This window comes from Bacillus sp. H1a (assembly GCF_000633475.1).
Lineage (GTDB): Bacteria > Bacillota > Bacilli > Bacillales > Bacillaceae_G > Bacillus_A > Bacillus_A paramycoides.
The window spans coordinates 186535-210243 of the sequence record NZ_AYMH01000001.1 but is presented as its reverse complement, the minus strand read 5'-3'; the positions used below and the strand labels follow the sequence as shown (position 1 = coordinate 210243).

At 37.9% G+C, this 23709-nt stretch carries 29 protein-coding genes; 2 read left to right on the top strand and 27 right to left on the bottom strand.

Features of this window, described 5'->3' with window-relative positions; genetic code table 11:
* Positions 1-14: 14 nt before the first annotated feature.
* Genes nuoK through nuoA form a run of 8 tightly spaced genes read right to left on the bottom strand, consistent with a single transcriptional unit; the run spans position 15 to position 5316 of the window.
* A complete protein-coding gene (nuoK, locus tag U860_RS0101035) occupies positions 15-329 on the bottom strand; it encodes an NADH-quinone oxidoreductase subunit NuoK (protein WP_002174335.1) in 315 nt (104 codons plus the stop codon).
* The gene (locus U860_RS0101030; protein ID WP_025147056.1) at positions 322-846 is read right to left on the bottom strand and encodes an NADH-quinone oxidoreductase subunit J; all 525 of its coding nucleotides are present in this window, start codon (positions 844-846) and stop codon (positions 322-324) included. The genes nuoK and U860_RS0101030 overlap by 8 nt, the downstream gene beginning before the upstream one ends.
* Entirely contained in the window at positions 843-1262 is a 420-nt protein-coding gene (gene nuoI, locus U860_RS0101025) for an NADH-quinone oxidoreductase subunit NuoI (protein ID WP_025147055.1), read from the bottom strand. The genes U860_RS0101030 and nuoI overlap by 4 nt, the downstream gene beginning before the upstream one ends.
* Before the next feature lie 25 nt (positions 1263-1287).
* Positions 1288-2289 carry an NADH-quinone oxidoreductase subunit NuoH gene (gene nuoH, locus U860_RS0101020; RefSeq protein ID WP_002174337.1) on the bottom strand — a complete coding sequence of 334 codons (1002 nt, stop codon included), beginning with the start codon at positions 2287-2289 and terminating at the stop codon, positions 1288-1290.
* Positions 2289-3389 (bottom strand): NADH-quinone oxidoreductase subunit NuoD, encoded by a 1101-nt coding sequence (gene nuoD / locus U860_RS0101015; RefSeq protein WP_025147054.1) that lies wholly within the window; start codon positions 3387-3389, stop codon positions 2289-2291. Before nuoD ends, nuoH begins: the two co-directional genes overlap by 1 nt.
* A 3-nt stretch (positions 3390-3392) precedes the next feature.
* Entirely contained in the window at positions 3393-4442 is a 1050-nt protein-coding gene (locus tag U860_RS0101010; protein WP_025147053.1) for an NADH-quinone oxidoreductase subunit C, read from the bottom strand.
* A complete protein-coding gene (nuoB, locus tag U860_RS0101005) occupies positions 4439-4957 on the bottom strand; it encodes an NADH-quinone oxidoreductase subunit NuoB (protein ID WP_000236333.1) in 519 nt (172 codons plus the stop codon). The genes U860_RS0101010 and nuoB overlap by 4 nt, the downstream gene beginning before the upstream one ends.
* Positions 4948-5316, bottom strand: coding sequence for an NADH-quinone oxidoreductase subunit NuoA (gene nuoA, locus U860_RS0101000; protein ID WP_000179270.1), 369 nt, complete (start codon positions 5314-5316; stop codon positions 4948-4950). The genes nuoB and nuoA overlap by 10 nt, the downstream gene beginning before the upstream one ends.
* Before the next feature lie 306 nt (positions 5317-5622).
* On the opposite strand from nuoA, the gene U860_RS0100995 reads away from it, so the two are divergent.
* The gene (locus U860_RS0100995; RefSeq protein ID WP_025147052.1) at positions 5623-8352 is read left to right on the top strand and encodes an EAL domain-containing protein; all 2730 of its coding nucleotides are present in this window, start codon (positions 5623-5625) and stop codon (positions 8350-8352) included.
* A 16-nt stretch (positions 8353-8368) separates the two neighbouring features.
* Here U860_RS0100995 and U860_RS0100990 read toward each other — a convergent pair whose 3' ends face one another.
* The 19 genes from U860_RS0100990 to U860_RS0100900 all read right to left on the bottom strand — a co-directional run bounded on the left by U860_RS0100990 (position 8369) and on the right by U860_RS0100900 (position 22801).
* The gene (locus U860_RS0100990) at positions 8369-9022 is read right to left on the bottom strand and encodes a DUF975 family protein (protein WP_025147051.1); all 654 of its coding nucleotides are present in this window, start codon (positions 9020-9022) and stop codon (positions 8369-8371) included.
* Positions 9023-9068: 46 nt separating this feature from the next.
* Positions 9069-9854 (bottom strand): DUF975 family protein, encoded by a 786-nt coding sequence (locus U860_RS0100985; protein ID WP_025147050.1) that lies wholly within the window; start codon positions 9852-9854, stop codon positions 9069-9071.
* 213 nt (positions 9855-10067) lie between these two features.
* On the bottom strand, positions 10068-10469 hold the full coding sequence (gene atpC, locus U860_RS0100980; protein ID WP_025147049.1) for a F0F1 ATP synthase subunit epsilon: 402 nt from the start codon (positions 10467-10469) through the stop codon (positions 10068-10070).
* Between the two features lie 20 nt (positions 10470-10489).
* A complete protein-coding gene (atpD, locus tag U860_RS0100975; RefSeq protein ID WP_025147048.1) occupies positions 10490-11899 on the bottom strand; it encodes a F0F1 ATP synthase subunit beta in 1410 nt (469 codons plus the stop codon).
* A 238-nt stretch (positions 11900-12137) separates the two neighbouring features.
* Positions 12138-12998 (bottom strand): F0F1 ATP synthase subunit gamma, encoded by an 861-nt coding sequence (atpG, locus tag U860_RS0100970; RefSeq protein WP_000157696.1) that lies wholly within the window; start codon positions 12996-12998, stop codon positions 12138-12140.
* Positions 12999-13212: 214 nt separating this feature from the next.
* Positions 13213-14721: a F0F1 ATP synthase subunit alpha gene (atpA, locus tag U860_RS0100965; RefSeq protein ID WP_002174347.1), complete on the bottom strand. Its 1509-nt coding sequence runs from the start codon at positions 14719-14721 to the stop codon at positions 13213-13215.
* A gap of 11 nt (positions 14722-14732) precedes the next feature.
* The gene (atpH, locus tag U860_RS0100960; RefSeq protein WP_025147047.1) at positions 14733-15275 is read right to left on the bottom strand and encodes a F0F1 ATP synthase subunit delta; all 543 of its coding nucleotides are present in this window, start codon (positions 15273-15275) and stop codon (positions 14733-14735) included.
* The gene (gene atpF, locus U860_RS0100955) at positions 15272-15778 is read right to left on the bottom strand and encodes a F0F1 ATP synthase subunit B (RefSeq protein WP_002174349.1); all 507 of its coding nucleotides are present in this window, start codon (positions 15776-15778) and stop codon (positions 15272-15274) included. The genes atpH and atpF overlap by 4 nt, the downstream gene beginning before the upstream one ends.
* A gap of 127 nt (positions 15779-15905) precedes the next feature.
* Positions 15906-16124 (bottom strand): F0F1 ATP synthase subunit C, encoded by a 219-nt coding sequence (atpE, locus tag U860_RS0100950; protein ID WP_000052064.1) that lies wholly within the window; start codon positions 16122-16124, stop codon positions 15906-15908.
* A gap of 56 nt (positions 16125-16180) precedes the next feature.
* Entirely contained in the window at positions 16181-16900 is a 720-nt protein-coding gene (gene atpB, locus U860_RS0100945) for a F0F1 ATP synthase subunit A (RefSeq protein ID WP_002174350.1), read from the bottom strand.
* Between the two features lie 7 nt (positions 16901-16907).
* A complete protein-coding gene (locus U860_RS0100940; RefSeq protein WP_002174351.1) occupies positions 16908-17300 on the bottom strand; it encodes an ATP synthase subunit I in 393 nt (130 codons plus the stop codon).
* A complete protein-coding gene (locus tag U860_RS0100935; RefSeq protein WP_001171223.1) occupies positions 17300-17524 on the bottom strand; it encodes an AtpZ/AtpI family protein in 225 nt (74 codons plus the stop codon). The genes U860_RS0100940 and U860_RS0100935 overlap by 1 nt, the downstream gene beginning before the upstream one ends.
* A 26-nt stretch (positions 17525-17550) precedes the next feature.
* Positions 17551-17664: a DUF4024 domain-containing protein gene (locus U860_RS0100930; RefSeq protein ID WP_000232962.1), complete on the bottom strand. Its 114-nt coding sequence runs from the start codon at positions 17662-17664 to the stop codon at positions 17551-17553.
* 376 nt (positions 17665-18040) lie between these two features.
* Positions 18041-18670: a uracil phosphoribosyltransferase gene (gene upp / locus U860_RS0100925; RefSeq protein WP_000517539.1), complete on the bottom strand. Its 630-nt coding sequence runs from the start codon at positions 18668-18670 to the stop codon at positions 18041-18043.
* 274 nt (positions 18671-18944) lie between these two features.
* Positions 18945-20186 carry a serine hydroxymethyltransferase gene (gene glyA, locus U860_RS0100920; protein ID WP_002174352.1) on the bottom strand — a complete coding sequence of 414 codons (1242 nt, stop codon included), beginning with the start codon at positions 20184-20186 and terminating at the stop codon, positions 18945-18947.
* A gap of 250 nt (positions 20187-20436) precedes the next feature.
* Positions 20437-21054 carry a TIGR01440 family protein gene (locus U860_RS0100915; RefSeq protein WP_115610279.1) on the bottom strand — a complete coding sequence of 206 codons (618 nt, stop codon included), beginning with the start codon at positions 21052-21054 and terminating at the stop codon, positions 20437-20439.
* Positions 21055-21075: 21 nt separating this feature from the next.
* Positions 21076-21519 (bottom strand): ribose 5-phosphate isomerase B, encoded by a 444-nt coding sequence (rpiB, locus tag U860_RS0100910; RefSeq protein WP_002174354.1) that lies wholly within the window; start codon positions 21517-21519, stop codon positions 21076-21078.
* Positions 21520-21615: 96 nt separating this feature from the next.
* Complete coding sequence (locus U860_RS0100905) at positions 21616-22056, bottom strand: low molecular weight protein arginine phosphatase (protein WP_025147045.1); 441 nt, start codon at positions 22054-22056, stop codon at positions 21616-21618.
* Between the two features lie 247 nt (positions 22057-22303).
* Positions 22304-22801: a PTS glucose transporter subunit IIA gene (locus tag U860_RS0100900; RefSeq protein ID WP_002174356.1), complete on the bottom strand. Its 498-nt coding sequence runs from the start codon at positions 22799-22801 to the stop codon at positions 22304-22306.
* 384 nt (positions 22802-23185) lie between these two features.
* Between U860_RS0100900 and U860_RS0100895 the strand changes: the two genes are divergently transcribed.
* Complete coding sequence (locus U860_RS0100895; protein WP_002174357.1) at positions 23186-23572, top strand: DoxX family protein; 387 nt, start codon at positions 23186-23188, stop codon at positions 23570-23572.
* The last annotated feature ends 137 nt before the right edge of the window (positions 23573-23709 follow it).

Genomic DNA, 23709 nt, shown 5'->3' with positions numbered 1-23709 from the left:
TTTCGGTCACAATGCTAGCCTTTCAGCGTATCCATTTCATCTACATGAACTGTCGTGCGATTACGGTACAAAGCAATCAAAATCGCAAGTCCGACCGCCGCCTCAGCTGCCGCTACAGACATCGTAAACAGCGAAAAAATTTGTCCTGTTAAATTCGGAAACAAACCTAATTTACTAAACGCTACTAAATTTAAATTGGCGGCGTTGAGCATTAATTCAATACAAACCAATACAATTACTGTATTTCGCTTTGTTAAAGCTCCAAATAGGCCGATGCAAAACAAAATAATCGCAAGTGTTAAATACGCAGAAGCTGGAACGCTACTCATGGGAATCCTCCTCCCCCTCATCCTTCTTCGCAAGTATAATTGCGCCAACAAGTGCTACAAGTAAAATAACCGAGGTTAATTCAAATGGAATAATATATTTTGAATAGAGAAGTGTACCGATTTGAAGTGTGTTTTTTTCATGGAGAGGTAAACTTCCTTGTGTGCTTTGATTTGAAAAATCGATATTATTAACAGCGAAATACATAACCGCTCCAAATGCTACAACCGCAAAGAAGATAATCCATTTTCGAAGAGTAAGGCGCGATTCATTTTCCGCGTTATGTTTCGTTAACATAATGCCAAAAATCATAATAATAGTGATTGCACCAGAGTAAATTAAAATTTGTGCAACTCCGATAAATTCAGCTGATAAGAGAAAGTACAAACCTGCAATACTAAGGAACGTAAGCACAAGAGCCAGCATCATATGCATTACTTTCGTTAAGTTCAGCATAAGAACGCCGCCAATAATCGCAGACAATGATAATATAAAGAAAGCTACAAACTCGCCATTCATGCTTTATTCTCCTTCCTGACGTTCTCGTCATTCTCGTCAAGCCACTGCAAATTTTTAAATAAATCATCACGTGAATACTCTGCGAGTTCAAAGTTATTTGTCATTACAATCGCCTCTGTCGGACAAACTTCTGTACATAAATCGCAAAGAATACAAATTTCAAAATTAATATCGTACGTGTCGATAATTTTCCCCTTTTTCTTAGGATCAGGATGTTTTTTTCCTGTTAATTGAATACAATCTGTCGGACAAATGTTAGAACACTGATTACAAACAATACATTTCTCTGGATAAAACTTTTGAATACCTCGAAAGCGGTCTGGTAATGGCAACGGTTGATTCGGATAATCATAAGTCACCTTTTTCTTACTCAAATTACTAAGCGTATATTTTAAACCTTTAAATAGTCCTTTCATCTCTTACTGGCACCCCCTTCATAGATTAGAAGAATAACTCCTTAATCAATGCCGTTAAGAAAATATTTGCAAGCGCGATTGGCAATAATACTTTCCAGCCAAACTCCATTAACTGGTCACCTCTTATACGTGGAAACGTGACGCGGAACCAAATTAATAGAAAGACCACACTGCTGAATTTCAAAGCAAACCATACAGCACCTGGAATAAATCCGAGGAACATAACTGGGTTCCATCCGCCTAAAAAAAGTACTGTAATTAAAGATGCCATCCCGAAGAAATATACATACTCTGAAAGCATGAAAAATGCCCAGCGAAAACCTGAGTATTCCGTATGGTATCCAGAAACAAGTTCTGACTCAGCTTCCGGTAAATCAAACGGTGTCCTATTTAACTCTGCAACTGCTGCAATTAAGAAAACAACGAAACCGATCGGCTGCGCGAAAATGTACCACACCTTCTCCTGCGCCACTACAATCTCATTTAAATTAAGACTACCAGCTAACAAAACAACGCCAATCACACTCATTACAAGCGGAATCTCATAAGAAATCATTTGCGCCGCCGCACGCATCCCTCCTAAAAGGGAATATTTATTATTTGATGCCCATCCCCCGGTTACGACGCCAATCGTCGTAATTCCAGAAACAGCAATGTAATAAAGTAACCCTACTCCAATATCCGCGAACTGAAATTTATCAGTAAACGGGATAACCGCAAGTACCATAAATGCTGGTGCGAATGCAATAACAGGTGCTAATATAAACAACGGTTTATCCGCGGCTTTCGGAATGCTATCTTCTTTTAATAATAGTTTCAAAACATCAGCTACCGTTTGTAGTAAACCGAATCGGCCCCCCACTTGGTTTGGTCCAATCCGTCCTTGCATAAATCCCATTACTTTCCGTTCTGCCAAAATACCGTATGTAACGAAGCCAAGGACTGCAAATAATAGAAGCACCGCTAATCCAAAAAAAATGAAGAAATTCGTCCAGCTTGAAGGTGATTGTAAGAGCGTCTCAATCATTAGCCGTCAACCTCCCCAAGTACAATATCAACCCCACCTAAAATCGTAATTAGATTGGCAATGTTTTCACCTTTCAATAATTTTGGTAAAATTTGCAAATTATAAAAAGACGGTCTGCGAAATTTCAAGCGGTACGGCTCTTTCTTTCCATCACTAGCAATATAGCAACCAATCTCTCCCCGCGGCGATTCTATACGGACGAATGCTTCTCCCTTAGGTGCTTTAATAATTTTCGGCACTTTTGCTATGACGGCTCCATCTTTCGGGAACTGCTCAGCTGCTTGCTCAATAATTTTTAATGACTCCTCAATTTCTTCCATCCGGCAAACGTAGCGATCCCAAGCATCACCCACGCTTCCAACAGGAATATTAAAATCAAAACGATCATAAATAGAGTATGGCTCATCTTTGCGAAGATCCCAGTTCACTCCCGTACACCGCAAATTCGCCCCGCTTAAAGAATATGAGATCGCCTCTTCCGCGTTATATATACCAACGCCTTTCACACGATTTAGGAAAATTTCATTTCCGCTAACAAGGTCGTGATACCCTTCCAATTGCTCTCTCATATACGGAACAAACTCTTTCACCTTTTCAATCCAGCCGTCCGGCGCATCCCACTTCACGCCGCCGACCCTCATATAGTTGAAAGTAAGCCGTGCACCGCACAATTCATTTAATAAATTAATAATCATTTCTCGTTCACGAAACGCATACAGAAATGGACTAACCGCTCCTATATCAAGAAGGTTCGTTCCCCACCAAACGAGATGACTCGCAACCCGCCCAAGCTCCATCGCAAGCACCCGTAAATATTCAGCACGCTCTGGAATCTCAAGCCCCATCATCGTCTCTACAGCATGGCAAATGACGTAATTATTCGTCATCGCTGATAGATAGTCCATTCGATCTGTATACGGGATAATTTGCGTATATTGCAGGCTCTCAGCAATCTTTTCCGTCCCGCGATGCAAATATCCAATAACCGGTGTAGCCTCTTTAATAATTTCCCCGTCAATTTTAATTACAAGCCGAAACACACCATGCGTACTCGGGTGCTGCGGCCCTACATTTAAGAGCATTTCTTCCGTACGGATCATAAGCTACACCTCCACATCATACGGTTCATAATCTTTCCTAAGCGGATACCCTACCCAATCATCCGGCATTAAAATACGAGATAAATTAGGATGACCTTTAAATATAATACCGAGCAAATCATATGCTTCACGTTCCGGCCAATCCGCTCCTTTCCAAAGCGGCGTGACCGATTCTACTTGCGGCGCCTCCCTATCCAGCTTTACCTTCACCGCTACTGACTGTTTCTTTCCATATGAAAATAAATGAACATACACTTCCATATGTGTCACAAAATCCGTCGCATGTAGCTCTGACATATAATCAAAAGCAAGTCCCTCATGGAATCTTAGCAATTCCATCACTTCATAATATTTAGAAGGCTCCGCCACAAGAGTTGGAACATCTTTTGAAAGCTTATTAATATAGGAATCTGCTAATGTATATTCTCCTACCTTCTCCTTAACAACCTCCACATAGCGATTTAAATATGGCTGGTTAATTGACGGTTCTTCCTGCTTCGCTTCATCTTCCTTCTTACTTACAGCTCCCTTTGCTCTTGCAGCTGCAGCCGCTTTCGCTGCTGCAATGGCCTTTGCTTTTTCATCTCCAGAATCCCCATCACCTTGTGAGGCTTTCTGCTTCGTTAACGCCGCTGCTTTCGCTTTTGCGGCTGCTACAGCTTTCGCCTTCGCTTTGGCTTTTTCTTCGTCTGGTACTTCTTCGTTTCCTTCTCTCTTCTGCTTCGCTAACGCCGCTACTTTCGCTTTTGCGGCTGCTGCGGCTTTCGCCTTCGCTTTGGCTTTTTCTTCGTCTGGTACTTCTTCGTTTCCTTCTCTCTTCTGCTTCGCCAATGCCGCTGCTTTCGCTTTTGCGGCTGCTGCGGCTAGACGTTTCGCTTCTTCTACATCAATCTCCCTATCTTTTGGTAGCGCTTTCTCTTTTTCTCGATATTCTCCTTCAAGTTTAGACATTTCTTCGCCATGCTTCACGGCCAGTCGTTTTCGGGCCTCCTCTTTCGCATGTCTAGCTGCCTCTCTTTTCATATCCTCTAAATCTTTATTTGGATCACTCATTTATTCGTCACCTGCTTCCCAGTCTTCGCCTCGTAACGAATTTTCTCTTTCAATTTATTGATTCCATAAATTAAAGCTGCAGGGTTCGGAGGACATCCTGGAATATACACATCAACTGGTACGATTTGATCTACGCCCTTCACAACAGCATACGAATTCACATACGGACCACCAGCTGTTGCACAAGAGCCCATGGCAATTACCCACTTCGGCTCAGGCATTTGATCATATAAACGACGAACAATAGGAGCCATTTTCTTTGTTACTGTTCCTGACACAATCATGACATCCGATTGCCTTGGTGAAGTCCGAAAGAAGGACCCAAATCGATCTAAATCGTAATGCGATGAACCTACTCCCATCATTTCAATTGCACAGCATGCCAGTCCAAATGTCATCGGCCATAAAGAGTTGCTCCGTGCCCATCCCTTCAACTGTTCCAATGTAGAAAAAAAGATATTCCTTTCTAATTCCGCCCGCTCCTGTGGGTGTAATTCCTCAAAATTTATAACCATTGTAGCACCTTCTTTTTCCAAGCATACGCTAATCCAACCAACAACATCACAACAAAAATGAGCATTTCAATCAGTGCAAATAAGCCAAGCTTGTCATATGCAACAGCCCATGGATATAAAAATAAAGTTTCTACATCAAAGATGACAAACAATAAAGCGAAAATATAATAACGAGCATGAAACCGAATATTCGCATCATGAAAAGGCTCAATTCCACTCTCATACGTCGTTGCTTTCGCTGCACTCGGTTTATTTGGACGCAGCATTTTTCCTAATGTAAGAGCCACTACCGGCAGCAATATACCTAATAGCAAGAAAATCAAAACGATCATATAACTATTTTCATATACACTTGCCATTGTGAAACCCTCCCCCCTGAATTAAGAACAAGTTCACATAGTAAACAATATGTCTTACTTGCATCATTTATTATTTTTAAATTTTTCTAAATAATGCAACTATTTTAATCATTATAGCAAACTTCAAATTCCTATGTCGATATATTGGGAACAGAAACAACAATTAATAATTACTAAGAAAATCTATTATTACAACTCATTATAAATGTGTAAAATAAACATAGAAATGATATATGTTTTGCAAACAATCCTAAAAAACATAAAATACAAAAGGTGGTTTATTTGTATATACAGTGGGTGATATAGATGAAAAAACAAACACATGTAAGTATTCTTATAAGCATTTCATTGTTGTATATAGCTATTCATTACGTATCAATGTCCTTTTTATATGAATATTCACTTCCATTTCAAATATTAACTGGAATAAGTACCATATTAATTGATATTACAACTTGCAGTTATATATTTTATTTTTCGAATATAAAACAAGGGTTATCTCGTTTGTTTTGGATAATATTAACTATCGGATCCTTCTCTTATTTCATCGGTGATATAGTAGTTACTTATCAACGCTTAATTTTGCATGATTACTTTACATTCGTTGATCCATCCGACTTTTTTTACATATTATTTTTAATTAGTTTTGCATTTGCCTTTCTATATGAAATTATTTATAACCGAGACTTATTGGAACAGCTTTTTACGATATGTGATATTTGCATTATTGTTACGGCTCAATTTACTTTAAGTTACTATTTGCTCATTGAACGGACCATTCATATTTTTACAACGTCATATATCGACATATTTGTTCAACTCACTTATCCAATGGCTGATTTGCTCTTCCTTTTAATAGGAATCAACCTTTTATTTCGACCACTAGCTCTATTACCAAAACCGGTTGGAGCTCTTCTCAGTAGTTCTTTAATTTTGTATGCTACTACGGACGCTATTTATGCTTATATAAAATACTTCATACCAGAATACTCTATGTTCACCGTTGCTCCGTTATATCAAGTGACCTTAGTAATGGTAGCAATCGCTTGTATACTTCATACAAAAGAGCCTGAGAAACAAGAACAAGTACTACTAACGCCTCAAGTTGGTGAATCAATCCGATTATCGTTACCGTATATTTCTGTAGTGGCACTTATTATTTTTATATTAGCCGAAAACGTTTTTGCACCTATTGTAGTAATTGGGCTTATGTTAACTTTCTTCTTCGTTCTCATACGCCATATGTTAGTTCGAAGACAAAATAAAGTATTATTACTAGCACAAATGCAGTTCAATTCGGAACTCGAGAAGCAAATTGAACTACGTACAGAAGATTTAGTAGAACAAAAAAATGAGTTATATCATAATCAGCAAATGTTCAAATCTTTATACGAACATCATCCAGACCCAATTTTCACATTAGATTTATACGGTAATTTTCTTAATGTAAACAACGCTGGAGCTACTTTACTCGGTTATCAAACGAATGAATTATTAAATCAGCCATACTACTCACTTATGTATGAAGAAGATTTGGAAGAAATCATTACTGCCTTTCATCACGTAAAAAAAGGGGAATCTATTTCTTTAGAAATACGGGCATATCATAAAAATAGAGATATTTACTACTTGAATGTGACAGCTGTTCCCATCTTTTTAAAGGAACATATTTCTGGAGTTTATTTAATGATTAAAGATATTACAGAAACTAAGCAGCAACAAGAACAAATTAATTTCCTAGCATATCATGACATATTAACTGAACTTGCAAATCGCCGTTCGTTTCATCAACAATTGGAAAAAGCAATTATACGAGCAAAAACATCAAAAAGGCCTTTCGCTGTTATGTTTCTCGATTTAGACCGCTTTAAAGTTATTAACGATACTCTCGGCCATCGAATAGGAGACCTACTTTTAATTGCTGTAGCAAAAAGGCTAGAACGAATATCGACACCCAATATGAAACTTGCTCGGTTAGCTGGGGATGAGTTCACAATTCTAATAGAAGATTATAAAAAAGATAAAGATGTACAAAAAATAGCTGATATGATTGTAGTATCTATGAATGAACCATTCGAAATTGAAAATCAACATTTACAAATCTCGTCAAGTATCGGGATTGCCATATACCCTGAAGCAGGCGAAGATCCGTTGTCTATTTTGCAACATGCTGATATGGCCATGTACGAAGCAAAAAACAAAGGGAAGAATGGTAGCTCGCTTTATACAAAAGAACTATATAAAAAAATGGAACGAAAAGCCCGAATCGAAAAAGATTTACCACTCGCTTTAGTAAATAAAGCATTCTTTCTCGTCTATCAACCACAAGTTGATATTACAACGAATAAGGTCATTGGTGCCGAAGCTTTAATACGCTGGAAGCATCCTCTTTTAGGTGAAATTTCACCGTGTGAGTTCGTTCCAATTGTCGAAGAGACTCCGCAAGTCATACCGCTCGGTCATTGGGTGTTACGAGAGTCTTGCCGCCAACTAAAACTATGGCAAACCCTTGGCTACAAAGATTTAAAGATGAGCGTTAACTTATCAGCAAAAGAGTTTCAACAAGATCAGTTACTCCAGAATATTGCACACATACTAAAAAACGTTGGTGTTGATCCTAAATATGTAACACTTGAATTAACAGAACGAATTGCAATGATTGATGAAAAAGAAACGTTATTAAGACTAAAACAATTAAAAGAGTATGGCATTCAAACATCTATTGATGACTTCGGTACCGGGTACTCTTCTCTTGCATATTTGTCGATTTTCCCTATCGATACATTAAAAGTGCCAAGAGAATTTACACAACTAGCCGATCATCGGGCCGAGGAAGGGGCCATTGTTTCAACCATTCTCTCTCTTGCAAACACTTTAAACCTCTCCGTCGTTGCCGAAGGAATTGAAACAGAAAAACAACTTAAATTTTTACAAAAAAATAACTGTATATATATGCAAGGTTACTATTTCAGTAAACCGTTAGACAGTAAACAGTTTATAAAATTTCTACAAAAAACACCCAGTATGAATAATTAATTCACACTGGGTGCTTTTATAGTACAGGAGTTTTTTTCTCATAGTATTCTTCTGCAATTTCTTTATAAAACGCTGCTTTCGTTGTATAAAAATATGGAGTTAACCATAAGAATCCAATTCCTATTGTAATAACACTTAATATAAACCAACCAATAAAACTTAAACATAATATGAAATACTCCATTTTATGCCCATTCATCATACGACGGCTTTCTGTAATGGCTTGGTTCATTGAATACTCAGGATGATCATTTAAAATAAAATACGTCATCGCATAAGAGAACGATTTAATAATGCCTGGAATAATGAAAAGTAAAGACCATAAAATAAGATAAATATTGACCAACAAATATACTAAAAATGACTTTATAAATTTATTACCTTCTGTAAACCATCTGAATAGCTGTCCAATACGAACTTCTTTTTCACGAATGATATGTAGTGCTAAATAATAGCCTCCTAGCGTCAATGGACCAACCAGAAACATTGTAATAATGTCTAGCGAAAGTGATGTATTCGCTTCTTCCCAGCCCCACGCTTGCGAAAAAACAAACTGGATAATAAAACCAAAAGCTGATGTAAGAACCCATATAAGTAATGTAGCCCCTACGCCTAATCCCCATTTTCCTTCTAGAGAATCTAGTGCTTCTCCTTTTAAATCACTAATCATAATTAGAGCCTCCTATACGTAATAATTCTATTAGTATAGCACGTTCCTACTGCAATTCACCTTTTGAAATGTAGCGATAAAAATGCGCTGTCGTTGTACCCATATATGGACTAAGCCAAAGAAATCCTATTCCAAGTGTAAGCATCGCTAAGATAGCCCATCCTATGAAGCTAAGCCATAAAAGAAATAGATCTAGCTTATGTCCCTTCATGAGGTTCTTACTTTCTTTCATCGCCTGTGAAACGCTATAATCTGGATTTTCAATCATAACATAATATGTCATCGCATAAGAAAAATACGCCACAATCATTACAACGACCGAAATAGCTAATAATACGAAGAAAGCAATTGTTAACGATACATTCCCTTCCTCACCCAAAAACGCGAATAAACCTATTAATAGCATCGGAATCCACGTACCTATATATAATAAAATCGCAAGCATAGCCCACATTGTTTTCATCATTCTTTTAAAGCCACGAAAACCTTCAAATAAATAATCTACTCTAGCATCGTCTCTTTTACTAATTTGTAGCAATACATTCGTATAACCGTATGATGTAATACCATAAGATGCATTACTCAAAATCATCATTATGCAATACAAAATTCCAAATGTAATACCTGCCCCAATTGAAAGTGTTTCCTCTTCAAATGAACCAGTTAAACCAGAAATTACAAAAAATATAATAAGGCCTGGAATTAAAAGTATAAGCATTGAAGCCAGTGCAACAACATAACTTAAAATAAAATATAAAATCGTTGATCCAACACCTAGTCCCCATTTTCCCTTTAAAGAGTGCAATGCTTCTTGTTTCATTTCCCCGATCATTAATTCATCCCCTTTATAAAATATAAATTGCCGTATATTCTCTACTTATACCAACAGTAATATAATTATACCAATTTTGTTAGTTTATTCTATCTGTTTAATTCATTTTCGACATTTAAGTAGAACACAGCTATACATAACAAAAAACTAACCTGCAGTTCTTTTCATTTATATCCATAAAAAAAAACGTAAAGGCGAGGCCTTTACGTTTTTTTACTTCATATCGGAAACGTTTAAACGGTTCACAGCACGCTGCAAAGCCATTTCTGCACGTCTAAAGTCAACATGTGCTTGTTTATCTTGCATACGTTGCTCAGCACGACGCTTCGCTTCATTTGCACGATGGATATCGATATGGTTTGCTTCTTCAGCAGATGGTGATAATACAGTTACTTTATCTGGACGAACTTCGATAAAGCCACCGCTTACTGCTACATAATCAGTGTGTCCACCATTTTTCAGACGAACTGCACTAATTTTTAATGGTGCAACAGTCGGAATGTGACCTGGTAAGATCCCCATTTCCCCACTCTCTGCTTTTACACTTACCATTTCTACTTCTTTTTCGTAAACCGGTCCATCAGGAGTTACAATACTGACTGGAAATGTCTTCATAATTCGTCCCTCCTAAGGCCTTACGCCATCATTTTCTTCGCGTTTTCAATAACTTCTTCAATGCTACCAACAAGACGGAATGCATCTTCTGGAAGGTCATCATATTTTCCTTCTAGAATTTCTTTGAAACCACTAACTGTATTTTTTACAGGTACGTAAGAACCTTTTTGACCTGTAAACTGCTCCGCTACGTGGAAGTTTTGTGATAAGAAGAATTGAATACGACGAGCACGATGTACAACTAACTTATCTTCTTCAGATAACTCATCCATACCTAAGATAGCGATGATATCTTGAAGCTCTTTATAACGCTGTAAAGTTTGCTGTACTTGACGAGCTACTTCATAATGCTCTTCTCCTACGATTTCTGGAGAAAGTGCACGAGATGTAGATGCTAATGGATCTACGGCTGGGTAAATACCCATTTGTGTTAAACGACGCTCTAAGTTTGTTGTTGCATCTAAGTGAGCGAACGTTGTAGCTGGTGCTGGGTCAGTATAGTCATCGGCTGGTACATATACCGCTTGGATAGACGTGATAGACCCTTTATTTGTAGATGTAATACGCTCTTGTAATTGACCCATTTCTGTTGCAAGTGTTGGCTGGTAACCTACCGCAGATGGCATACGACCAAGAAGGGCAGATACTTCAGAACCTGCTTGCGTGAAACGGAAGATGTTATCGATGAACAGTAGTACGTCTTGTCCTTGCTCATCACGGAAATGCTCAGCCATTGTTAAACCTGTTAATGCAACACGTTGACGTGCTCCAGGTGGCTCGTTCATTTGTCCGAATACCATCGCAGTTTTCTTAATTACGCCAGAATCGCTCATTTCGTGGTATAAGTCGTTACCTTCACGAGTACGCTCACCTACACCGGCGAATACAGAGATACCACCGTGTTCTTGTGCGATGTTGTTAATTAATTCCTGAATTAATACTGTTTTACCTACACCGGCACCACCGAATAGACCGATCTTACCACCCTTAATATAAGGAGCAAGTAAGTCTACTACTTTAATACCAGTTTCAAGAATTTCTACTTTAGTAGATAATTCTTCGAATGCAGGTGCTTGACGGTGAATTGGATCACGATGTACATCCGCAGGAACTTCACCATCTAAGTCAATTGCATCACCTAATACGTTGAATACACGACCAAGTGTTACATCACCAACTGGTACAGAGATTGCTTTACCAGTATCTTCTACTTCTGTGCCACGAACAAGTCCATCTGTGGAAGACATCGCAACTGTACGAACTGTATCATCACCTAAATGAAGTGCAACTTCAAATGTTAAGTTAATGTTTGCTCCGTTTTCGTTGCTTTGTTTTACCGTAAGGGCGTTGTAGATTTCTGGTAGCTTTCCGCCATCAAACTTAACGTCTACAACCGGACCCATGATTTGCGTAACGCGCCCTTTATTCATCGGGTTCCCTCCTAGCTTTCTTTTAATTAGCCCACTTTCTAAGAGAAGTCGGCTTTTAATTTTTATTAGTTTAGCTTACGCGGTTCTCCTGAAAGAACCGCTTCCGCTTTTTATTAAATCTAGCTCCTGCGGTTAGAATGTTCGGTGGCTTCGCTTTTTCCTACGAGGCACAAATCGCCTCTACGTCAAAAGCTCCATCCCCCTCTCATTCTGAACAAACCGCCTACGCTTTTTAATACTATTCTAACGCTGCTGCTCCACCAACGATTTCCGTAATCTCTTGCGTAATCGCTGCTTGACGCGCACGGTTGAATGAAAGTGTAAGTGAATCGATAACTTCCATTGCGTTGTCTGTAGCACTCTTCATTGCTGTCATACGCGCCGCGTGCTCACTTGCTTTACCGTCTAGTAATGCACCGTACACTAAGCTTTCTGCGTATTGTGGCAATAATACTTTTAAAATTTCTTCTTCAGAAGGTTCGAATTCATAGGCTGTCGTCGGTTTGTCAGACGCCACATCCGTAAGCGGTAAAATTTTATTTTCCGTTACTTCTTGTGAAATTTTACTTACATAATGATTGTAGTAAATATACAGCTCATCATAAGCACCATCTGCGAACATCGCAATTGCTCGAGAAGCAAGATCTTTAATATCAGTAAATGATGGGTGGTCAGATAGTCCAACTACTTCATCAATGATGTTAAAGCCGCGACGTTTTAAATAATCACGTCCTAGTCGTCCAAGCACAATAATTGAATATTGGTTTGAATCCATATTATGACGTTCACGAATTACGTTACTTACTGTACGTAATACGTTACTGTTATAACCACCTGCTAGTCCGCGATCAGATGTAATAACGATGTATCCTGTACGCTTTACAGGACGCGCATTTAGCATTGGATGATTAATCCCTTTACTTCCTTGCGCAATGCTCGCTACTACTTCTTGAATCTTTTCCATATACGGAACGAAAGATTTAGCATTTTGCTCTGCACGGTTTAACTTAGATGCAGATACCATCTCCATCGCTTTCGTAATTTGACTCGTTTTCTTTGTCGAGTTAATCTTCGCTTTTATATCGCGTAAAGATGCCACAGGTTTTCACCACCTTTTTTCCGGAAGTTGGCACGATTAGTAAGAATCCTCTTCCTAATCTAGGTTGCAAGATATTCTTGCTCATGATTGAAGGAAAAGAATAGGTACACCTACTCTTTTCCTTTACATAACCGTCAGCAATCTCAAAACTTGAGTTGCCTTTTTATATTATCTAGCTCCAGCGGCCCTAAAGAGCCGCTGGAGCTTTTATTTATTACTCAGAAGCTACGAATACTTTTTTAAATCCGTTAATTGCTGCTGCAAATTTGTCGTCATCCGCAAGTTTCTTAGTTGTGCGGATTTCGCTTAATAAGTCAGCTGCATTTGAATCTAACCAAGCATGGAATTCTTCTTCGAAACGAGTGATATCTACTACTGGGATATCATCTAGGAATCCACGTGTTAAAGCGTAAAGAATGATAACTTGTTTCTCTACACGTAACGGTTTGTGTAATCCTTGTTTTAATACTTCAACTGTACGAGCACCACGGTTTAATTTCGCTTGTGTTGCTTTATCAAGGTCAGAACCGAACTGAGCGAACGCTTCTAACTCACGATAAGATGCAAGGTCAAGACGAAGTGTACCTGATACTTTACTCATTGCTTTAATCTGAGCAGATCCACCAACACGAGATACAGAAGTACCTGCATCAATCGCTGGACGTACACCAGAGAAGAATAAGTCAGATTGTAAGAAGATCTGTCCGTCCGTAATAGAAATTACGTTTGTTGGGATATAAGCTGATACGTCCCCTGCTTGTGTTTCGATGAAAGGTAGTGCAGTTAAAGAACCGCCGCCTCTTGCATCACTTAATTTTGCTGCACGCTCTAATAAACGAGAATGTAAGTAGAATACATCCCCTGGATATGCTTCACGACCTGGAGGACGACGTAATAGTAATGAAAGCTCACGGTAAGCTGCCGCTTGTTTTGATAAGTCATCATATACTACTAATACGTGTTTACCATTGTACATGAACTCTTCACCCATTGTTACACCAGCATAAGCAGCTAGGTATAATAATGGAGCTGGTTGAGAAGCTGATGCTGTTACAACGATTGTGTAATCTAATGCACCGTGCTTACGTAGTGTTTCTACTACGTTACGTACAGTTGATTCTTTTTGTCCGATAGCTACATAGATACAAATCATATCTTCATCTTTTTGGTTAATGATTGTATCAAGTGCAACTGCTGTTTTACCTGTTTGACGGTCACCAATGATTAACTCACGTTGACCACGGCCAATTGGTACAAGAGCATCGATCGCTTTAATACCTGTTTGAAGTGGCTCATGAACAGATTTACGATCCATTACACCTGGTGCTGGACTTTCGATTGGACGAGTGTTTGTTGTATTGATTGGGCCTAAACCATCAACTGGTTGACCTAATGGGTTTACAACACGACCGATTAGTTCTTTTCCTACTGGTACTTGCATGATGCGACCAGTACGACGAACTTCGTCACCTTCACGGATTTCTGTGTAAGGTCCTAAGATAATGATACCTACGTTGTTTTCTTCTAAGTTTTGTGCTAGTCCCATAACGCCGTTAGAGAACTCTACAAGTTCACCAGCCATAACGTTATCAAGACCATGAGCACGCGCGATACCGTCACCAACTTGGATAACTGTACCAACATCACTAACTTCGATTTCAGACTGGTAGTTCTCGATTTGTTGCTTTATCAGTGCGCTAATTTCTTCAGCTCTGATGCTCATGTGCTTCACCCCTATCTATTCTTCATTAATTCACGCTGAATACGTGCTAATTTTCCTTGTAAACTTCCGTCATAAATGCGATTTCCAATACGTACTTTAATGCCGCCTAGTAAATCTTCATCTACAACATTTTTCACGCGAATTGCGTCTTTTCCCGTTCTTTTTGCAAATGCTTCTGCAATGTTAAGCTTCTCTTCTTCTGATAGAAGACGAATAGAATATACAGTTGCATCCGCTACGTTACGTTCTTCATTAGCAAAAACAACATATTCATCTGCAATTTCAGGTAAGATATCAATGCGCTTGTTATCAATTAAAATGTATAACGTATTTAAAATAGACTCAGAAACAGATCCGAATACGTTTGCAAGAAACGTTTTCTTCTGCTCTTTTGAAATGTTCGGTTGCGTTAAAAAGCTATGTAGTTCTCCGTTCTTTACATAAACGTTTTGTACAAGGCGTAATTCCTCTTCAAACATTTCTAATACGTGTTTTTCTTTTGCAATTTTAAAAAGAGCGACAGCATAACGTTTTGCTACAATCCCATTGCTCATCGCGCTTCTCCTACTTCTTTAATATAATCGCGAATTAACTTCACTTGATCTTCTTCTTTTAATTCTTTTTCAATTACTTTAGAAGCAATTTGAACAGATAAAGAAGCGACTTGTTCTTGTAAAGCAGCAATCGCTTGCTCTTTTTCGCGTTGAATTTCTTGTACAGCAGATGCTTTAATTGATTCTGCTTCTTCTTTCGCAGCAGCAACAATAACATCTTTTTGATCTACAGCTTGCTTTTTCGCTCTTTCGATTAACTCTTGTGCTTCAACACGTGATTGTTTTAACATTTCACGTTGTTCTTCTACTAATTTTTTCGCTTCTGCATTACTTCTTTCAGCAGCATCGATTTCATTAGTAACATGCTCTTCACGTTCTTTCATAATGCCCATTAAAGGACCCCACGCAAATTTGCGTAACATTACTAATAAAACTAGGAACACGAATAGTGTATAAGCAATCGTTCCATACGGAATGGCAGCTCCTAATAATAAAGTTGGCACAAGGATTCACTCCCTTCGAGATTTCTAAATTGACTATATGAAAAAAAGACATATATTTCGTTCATAAAGCAATGGCGAAGAAAGTTCGGAAAAACACTCTTCGCCATCTATGTAAGGGGAGTCTCCCTTATTTGTTCATTACGATGAATGCAATAACTACACCGATGATTGGAAGTGCCTCAACTAAAGCAACCCCGATGAACATAATTGTTTGAAGTGCGCCTTTTAATTCTGGTTGACGAGCAACACCTTCGATTGTACGTGATACGATAAGACCGTTACCAATACCTGCACCTAATGCTGATAAACCAATTGCAATTGCAGCTGCGATTACACCTAAACTCATTTAATTTGTCCTCCTTTGTATTATAAAAAAATAAATTTTTTCTTACTTAAATTATATTAATGGTCATGGCTTACTTTATGAGCCATATAAACCATCGTTAACATTACGAAAATAAACGCCTGGATTGAACCAACGAATACACTGAATCCCATCCATGCTAACATCGGTACAAGTGCACCTAATGCACCAAGGAACGATGCTCCACCTAACTTAGCAAGTAATCCTAATAAGATTTCACCCGCGTAAATGTTACCAAATAAACGAAGACCTAACGTTAATGTGTTAGCAAACTCCTCAATAACCTTTAATGGGAATAAGAATTTCATAGGTTGGAAATAACCTTTAACGTATTCTTTCGTACCCTTCATCTTAATTCCATAATAATGGGTGAGGGTAACTACCATCACGGCTAATGTTAATGTAACTGCTGGATCAGACGTTGGTGATTTCCACCATGCAATATGTTCGCCAGCTTCAACTGCTGAATACATGAATGGTAAACCAAGGAAGTTCGATACGAAGATAAACATGATAAGCGTAACGCCAAGCGTTAAGAAACGTCCACCTGTTTTCCAGTCCATCGTACTATTGATAATCCCTTTCACGAAGTCAAACACCCATTCCATGAAGTTTTGCATTCCTGTTGGGCGAAGAGCTAAGCTGCGAGTTCCGATAACAGCGATTAAGAAAACAATAACTGCTGCTACAGTAACCATCATAACTGATGACAAATCGAACGTTAAACCTAGAAATTCAACTAATTTACCGTGTTCCACTAGTAATTCACCTCTCTTCCCTGCTCTTATACTCTAAATAAAGAAAATCTATGATCATGACAAGATATCCTGTCAGCAATCCTACACCTAAGCCCCACATCGCAATTAACTCTTGATATTTGGCTGCAAATAAAATTAATAACCCAATCGTGGCGAATCTTGAATATGTACTTACCGCTGTCGCCTTAAACTTCACGTTTTCTCCCTTTGTTACGCGATCTAGTAGCTTGTCTGTTCTACGTGCAATGATGCGCAAACTAAGAAAACTGAAAATCGTCCCGATAATCAGCCCAAGAAATACATCCTTGTAAGAGGTAAATCCCCATCCTAGCACTAGAAGCGCAAGCAAGTAGTACATATATTTCTTTTGTCTTTGGACAAGTCCATGTACGTCTATCATCATTGCTCTCCCGAATAGTAATGTCGAATGAGTCGAATCATTGCGTATACCCCTGTTCCTAACCCGAGTAATAACCCTATAATAAGAAACAATGGAAACGTTCCAACCTTATTATCAATCCATTGCCCACCAAAGATTCCAACAAGAATAGAACCGACTAACTGAGCAAGAATTCCTGACATTAAAGCATAAGCTTTTATATGGCTGCGATCGTTTTTTTGCAAGGATTCATCCCTCCAATATGTAACCCTCATTCACGATGTGTTAATAATAACTCATTTTTTTGCATAAATCCTATACAAAATAAAAAGTTTACATTTTCGTCACGGAATAGATGTAATTTTGTCACTGAAAGCCCTACCATCTATCCCCGTTGTTAGCATACAATAGGGTATTAACAGTGTCAACGAGAAATCGTAAAAAATCAAAAAATTTGAGTATTAGTCATTTCCTCCCAAAAATGAAAACGTTCCCCTTCTAAATACTGGTTAGAGATATGCGATTTCTAGCAGTTTTCTCTTTATAATAGAAGAAAATGTTCACAACTTTGTCACTATTATATTTTTAAGATATAATGCTTTCCTTCCATAATATAGTGTTCTCTAGACGTAAGACTTCTATATTATATGTGATGTGTATGCAACTTATGTTGTATATACCCTGTATATTTATCTCCCCCTCCCCCGCACATTTACGGTACAAAAAAAGACGAAAGGGGAACCCCCCTCTCGTCTGTTGTCTTACTTCGTTCCGAATAAACGGTCACCAGCATCACCAAGACCTGGAACTACATAACCATGGTCATTTAATTTTTCATCTAATGCTGCTACATAAATATCAACATCAGGATGCTCTTCTTGTACTACCTTTACTCCTTCTGGAGCAGCTACGATACACATTAATTTAATTTGTTTCGCACCGCGCTTTTTCAGAGAATTAATTGCTTCAGCTGCAGAACCACCTGTAGCTAACATCGGATCTAGTACGATAAAGTCACGCTCTTCTACATCCGTTGGAAGTTTCACATAGTATTCTACCGGTTGCAATGTTTTAGGGTCACGGTATAAACCAACGTGTCCTACTTTTGCTGCTGGAATTAATTTCAGAATTCCATCAACCATTCCTAAACCTGCACGTAAAATCGGAATTAAACCAAGTTTTTTACCAGCGATTACTTTTGTTGTCGCTTTGCTTACAGGTGTTTCAATTTCAATGTCTTTAAGTGGAAGGTCGCGAGTAATTTCGAAAGCCATTAAGCTTGCTACTTCGTCCACTAATTCACGAAAATCTTTCGTACCTGTATTCTTATCGCGAATATATGTAATCTTATGTTGAATTAACGGGTGATCAAATACATACAGTTTTCCCATGTGAATCTCTCCTTTAGATGATATTCATGCGTTTTCACACGCTTTTTTGCACTATTTACGATTGTAAAGAAAACGCTACTAATATTCAAGGGCAAATTTGGTAAAATCGTGAATTAGAATGAATCTATCTAGTATCTTTACCAATTATGGGAGCTGTATCCTTCATTATATCGCCAAAATTTATTCATCATTTGTATACATACTTTAAAAACAATATATGTTCTCAAAAAAAGACTGCCAAAACAATTATGTCTCAGCAGTCTTTTTCAGTCTATTATAGATCTGTGTACATTGGGAATTTGCTCGTTAACGCCTCTACACGTTTACGTGCTTCTTCTAATGCAGCTTCATTCTCATGATTTTTTAATGTATGAGCAATAATTGCTGCAATCTCATCCATTTCTTCTAAACCGAAACCACGAGATGTTACAGCTGCCGTACCGATACGTACGCCGCTTGTTACAAATGGGCTTGCTGTTTCAAATGGAATTGTATTTTTGTTTACTGTAATACCAACTTCATCTAATACGTGCTCGGCTACCTTACCTGTAATTTCTAAGTTACGAACATCGATCAAGATTAAATGATTGTCTGTTCCACCAGAAACAAGTGTAAGTCCTTCTTTTTGAAGGCCTTCAGCTAAGCGGTTCGCATTGTTGATAATATTTTGTGCATATGTTTTAAAATCATCTTGTAGTGTTTCACCAAATGCAACAGCTTTTGCAGCAATTACGTGCATAAGTGGGCCACCTTGAATACCAGGGAAGATTGATTTATCAATTTGTTTTGCAAATTGCTCTTCACATAAAATCATACCACCACGTGGGCCGCGTAATGTTTTATGTGTTGTTGTTGTAACGAAGTGTGCATGTGGTACTGGGTTTGGATGTAAACCAGCTGCTACTAAACCAGCGATATGTGCCATATCAACCATTAAGTATGCGCCCACTTCATCTGCAATCTCACGGAATCGTTTGAAATCGATAACACGAGGGTATGCACTTGCACCTGCAACGATTAATTTTGGTTTATGTTCTTTCGCTTTTGCTAATACATCATCGTAATTAATACGGTGAGATTCAGCATCCACGCCATATTCTACGAAATTATATTGTACTCCACTGAAGTTAACAGGGCTTCCGTGTGTTAAGTGACCACCATGAGATAAATTCATACCAAGTACTGTATCGCCTTGCTCTAAAATCGTGAAGTATACTGCCATGTTCGCTTGTGCACCAGAATGTGGTTGAACATTTACGTGCTCAGCGCCAAAAATTTCTTTCACGCGATCACGTGCGATATCTTCTACTACGTCTACGTGTTCACAGCCACCATAGTAACGTTTTCCGGGATATCCTTCAGCATACTTATTCGTTAAAACAGAACCTTGCGCCTCCATTACTGCTTCACTTACGAAGTTTTCCGAAGCAATTAACTCAATCTTTGAACGCTGTCTTCCTAGTTCTGCCTCAATTGCAGCAAATACCTTTTCATCTTGACGTTTTAAATGATCCACCAAAATCCCCCTTTTCTGAACGAATTACATCAATTCCCAATAGTTTTTTCTTATTTATTCAGAAAAAACGAAAATTCAGGTTGTAATTCTTTCGAACCTTCATGTTTTCAACTACATTCTAACATGACTTTCTATATCATAAAAGAAAAAAAAGACCGAAATCGGTCTTTTCTTCCTTCTATTATAAAGTCAGACTACATACCTTTTATCTTACGATATAAAGTATTTAGATGACTTCCTGTTTTTCTCTTCAACGACACGCCATAGTTTCCTCGTTTGCCGCATAGACGGCACGTGCTCCACCAATTAGTTTCCCACGTGTTTTTGCCATCGTTACATGCGCACTCCCTATTTCCTTCACACTTGTACGAACCGGAACAGCTACATGCTTTAAATGCATACCAATAAATGTATCTCCAATATCCATTCCTGCATCTGCTTTAATAAACTCAATTACCACCGGATCTTTAAAGTTGTGATACGCATACGTCGCTAATGCACCACCCGCTGATCTAACAGGCGTAACTGTTACAATTTCAAATTGATATTTTATCGCTACATCTCTCTCAACTACTAAAGCACGATTTAAATGCTCGCAACATTGAAAAGCCAATTCAATACCTGTTCGCTCTTGAAATTGTTTTAATTCAGAAAAAATCGCCTCTGCCACTTCCATCGTTCCTGATGTCCCAATTTTTTCACCTAGCACTTCGCTCGTGCTACACCCCACTACAAAAATTTGACCACTTTGTAACGAAGCTTGTTCTTGGAAATCAGAAAGCGATATTTGTAGCTGTTCTCTTACCTTTACGATTTCTGTCATTACGCCTCTTCCTTTCACAGGTTGGTTCACCAAATTATATTTCATACTACGTATAGTTAGAATCTATTACTTTGTTTCGTACGTTTTAATTTTTCCTACGCGGTTTTCGTGACGGCCACCTTCATATTCAGTTGTTAACCAAATTTTTGCGATATCACGCGCTAGACCAGCTCCAATTACACGCTCGCCCATTGCTAACATGTTGCTGTCATTATGCTCTCTCGTTGCTTTCGCGCTGAAAGTATCATGAACTAACGCACAACGAATACCATTTACTTTGTTTGCTGCGATCGACATACCAATGCCTGTCCCGCAAACTAAAATGCCGCGATCTACTTCACCATTCGCTACCATTTCTGCTGCTGGAAACGCAAAATCAGGGTAATCAACAGAACCAGCTTCACATTCACAACCTAAATCAATATATTCAATATTTAACTCTTCTAATAAACTTACAAGTTCTTTACGGATATTCATACCGCCGTGATCAGATGCTACTACTACTTTCATTTTTACCCCTCCAAAGTTTCAATCAATTATCTTCATTTCACACTCGCTACCTTAATAGAACAAAGTGATCTCCAATATCGTATTATACACGAAACATCAACCTTCTGAATGTTTTTTCAGTAAAGTTTGTACAAGTTTTTCCATCTCTTCTAACGTTTCTTTATAAATAGAAAGTGATCCTCCAAATGGATCTGAAATATCCTTACTTATTCCCTCAGTTAATCCATATAATGTATCCAATTTCTTTCCAACACTCGGATAATGCCCAAATACAATTTGCTTATGATTTTCCGTCATCGTTACTACAATATCCGCCCAATCAAGCAAAGTTTCGTTCACCTGCTGCGAAGCATGATCTATTGAAATTCCTTTTTCAGCTAAAGCTTCCTTCGCATGTATCGATGCATCGCTTCCAGGATAGGCGAAAACACCAGCCGATTGCACTTCAAATTTCCCTTCTCCATAATGACGAAGCAAAGCCTCAGCCATCGGACTACGGCATGTATTTCCAGTGCAAACAAATAACACTCGTTTCATCTAAACCTACCCCTTTTCTCCTGTTTCCTACCATTTATCATAACGTACATTAGAATAGAACAAAAGAAATGTGAATATACAAAAGGCGCATTTTTCTTATATTTTTTCTAAGAAAAATGCGCCTTATCCACATATATGTGAAACCCTATTTCCAAGTGCCTAGAGTATTTTAACATACATAATGAACATACTACAAAACAAAAAAAGGAATCCATTTCATATGAAACGGATTCCCTCTATACAATAATTATTTCATTGTAACTTTCATTACTTCTGTTGATCCTTTTGTAGCTGTTACACCTACAGTTGTCTTAATAGACTCAGTTGCATCTGTGTTTGTAATAACGATTGGAGTAATTGTGCTCTTCGCTTTTTCACGGATTAATTCTAAGTCGAATGAGATTAACTTATCTCCAGCTTTTACAGCTTGTCCTTCAGAAACGTGAGCTTCGAAACCTTCGCCTTCCATTTTAACAGTTTCTAATCCAACGTGAATTAAAATTTCTGTACCATTCTTTGTTTTAATTCCAATAGCATGTTTTGTGTGGAATAATTGTACGATTTCACCATCAACTGGAGATACAACTACACCTTCAGTAGGATCGATTGCAACACCGTCACCCATCATACGACCAGCGAATACTGGATCTGGTACTTCTTCAATATTTTTCACTGCTCCAGTTAATGGAGCTACGATTGTTTCTTCATTTGTTTTTGAACCAAAACCGAATAATTTTTTAAACATAGGATAGTCCTCCTTATAATTTACCTAAAGTTTATAGGGCAATCTCTATTAAAGATCAGATACATGTAAGACTTCATACCTCGAAAGTTATACTGTAAAAACGCTTTCGAAATAAATTACGTCATTACTAATAGACTCTTATTGTAGCTCTTTGCAAAATTCCAGTCAATTCTGATTGTCTGAATAGCAATAAGAAAGTTAACTTCTACTTATATTTTCTCTTTTTTTCGCTCACCTGTCTAGAGATCTTTACAACATTTTATCTTTTGTTGTTAATTTGTAAAATTTCTTTCGTTTTTTTGTTAAAATCCACTTGACTAAAGTAAGTAACTATTTTATTATTACTTACATAAGATAAGTAAATAACTTTTAGGGGGTTTTAAAATGATGGATATCGGTCTTCTTATTATTCGTCTTATTATAGGAATTACATTCATGGGTCATGGTGCCCAAAAATTATTTGGTTGGTTTGGTGGTTACGGTTTGAAAGGAACAGGTGGCTGGATGGAATCAATTGGTTTACGCCCTGGTGTATTTATGGCATTTATGGCTGGCGCAACTGAATTACTAGGTGGATTCTTATTTGCATCAGGTATTTTCACTGCAATTGGTTCATTATTTATCGTCGGAACAATGTTAATGGCAATCTTCACTGTTCATGGAAAAAATGGTTACTGGGTAACACAGGACGGATTTGAATACAATTTAATGTTAATCGCTGTTGCTGTTGGTGTAGCTTTAATCGGACCTGGTGCATACGTTTTACTTTAATTTTTATCTCGACTTCAAGATTCTTTAAACGGAACTTACTTCATTACGATTGAAGTAAGTTCTTTTTATGTAACAAAATATTATTTTCAGCAGGAGTTTCCCCCTGCTATCTTGTAAACAAACAATAAGCATTCATA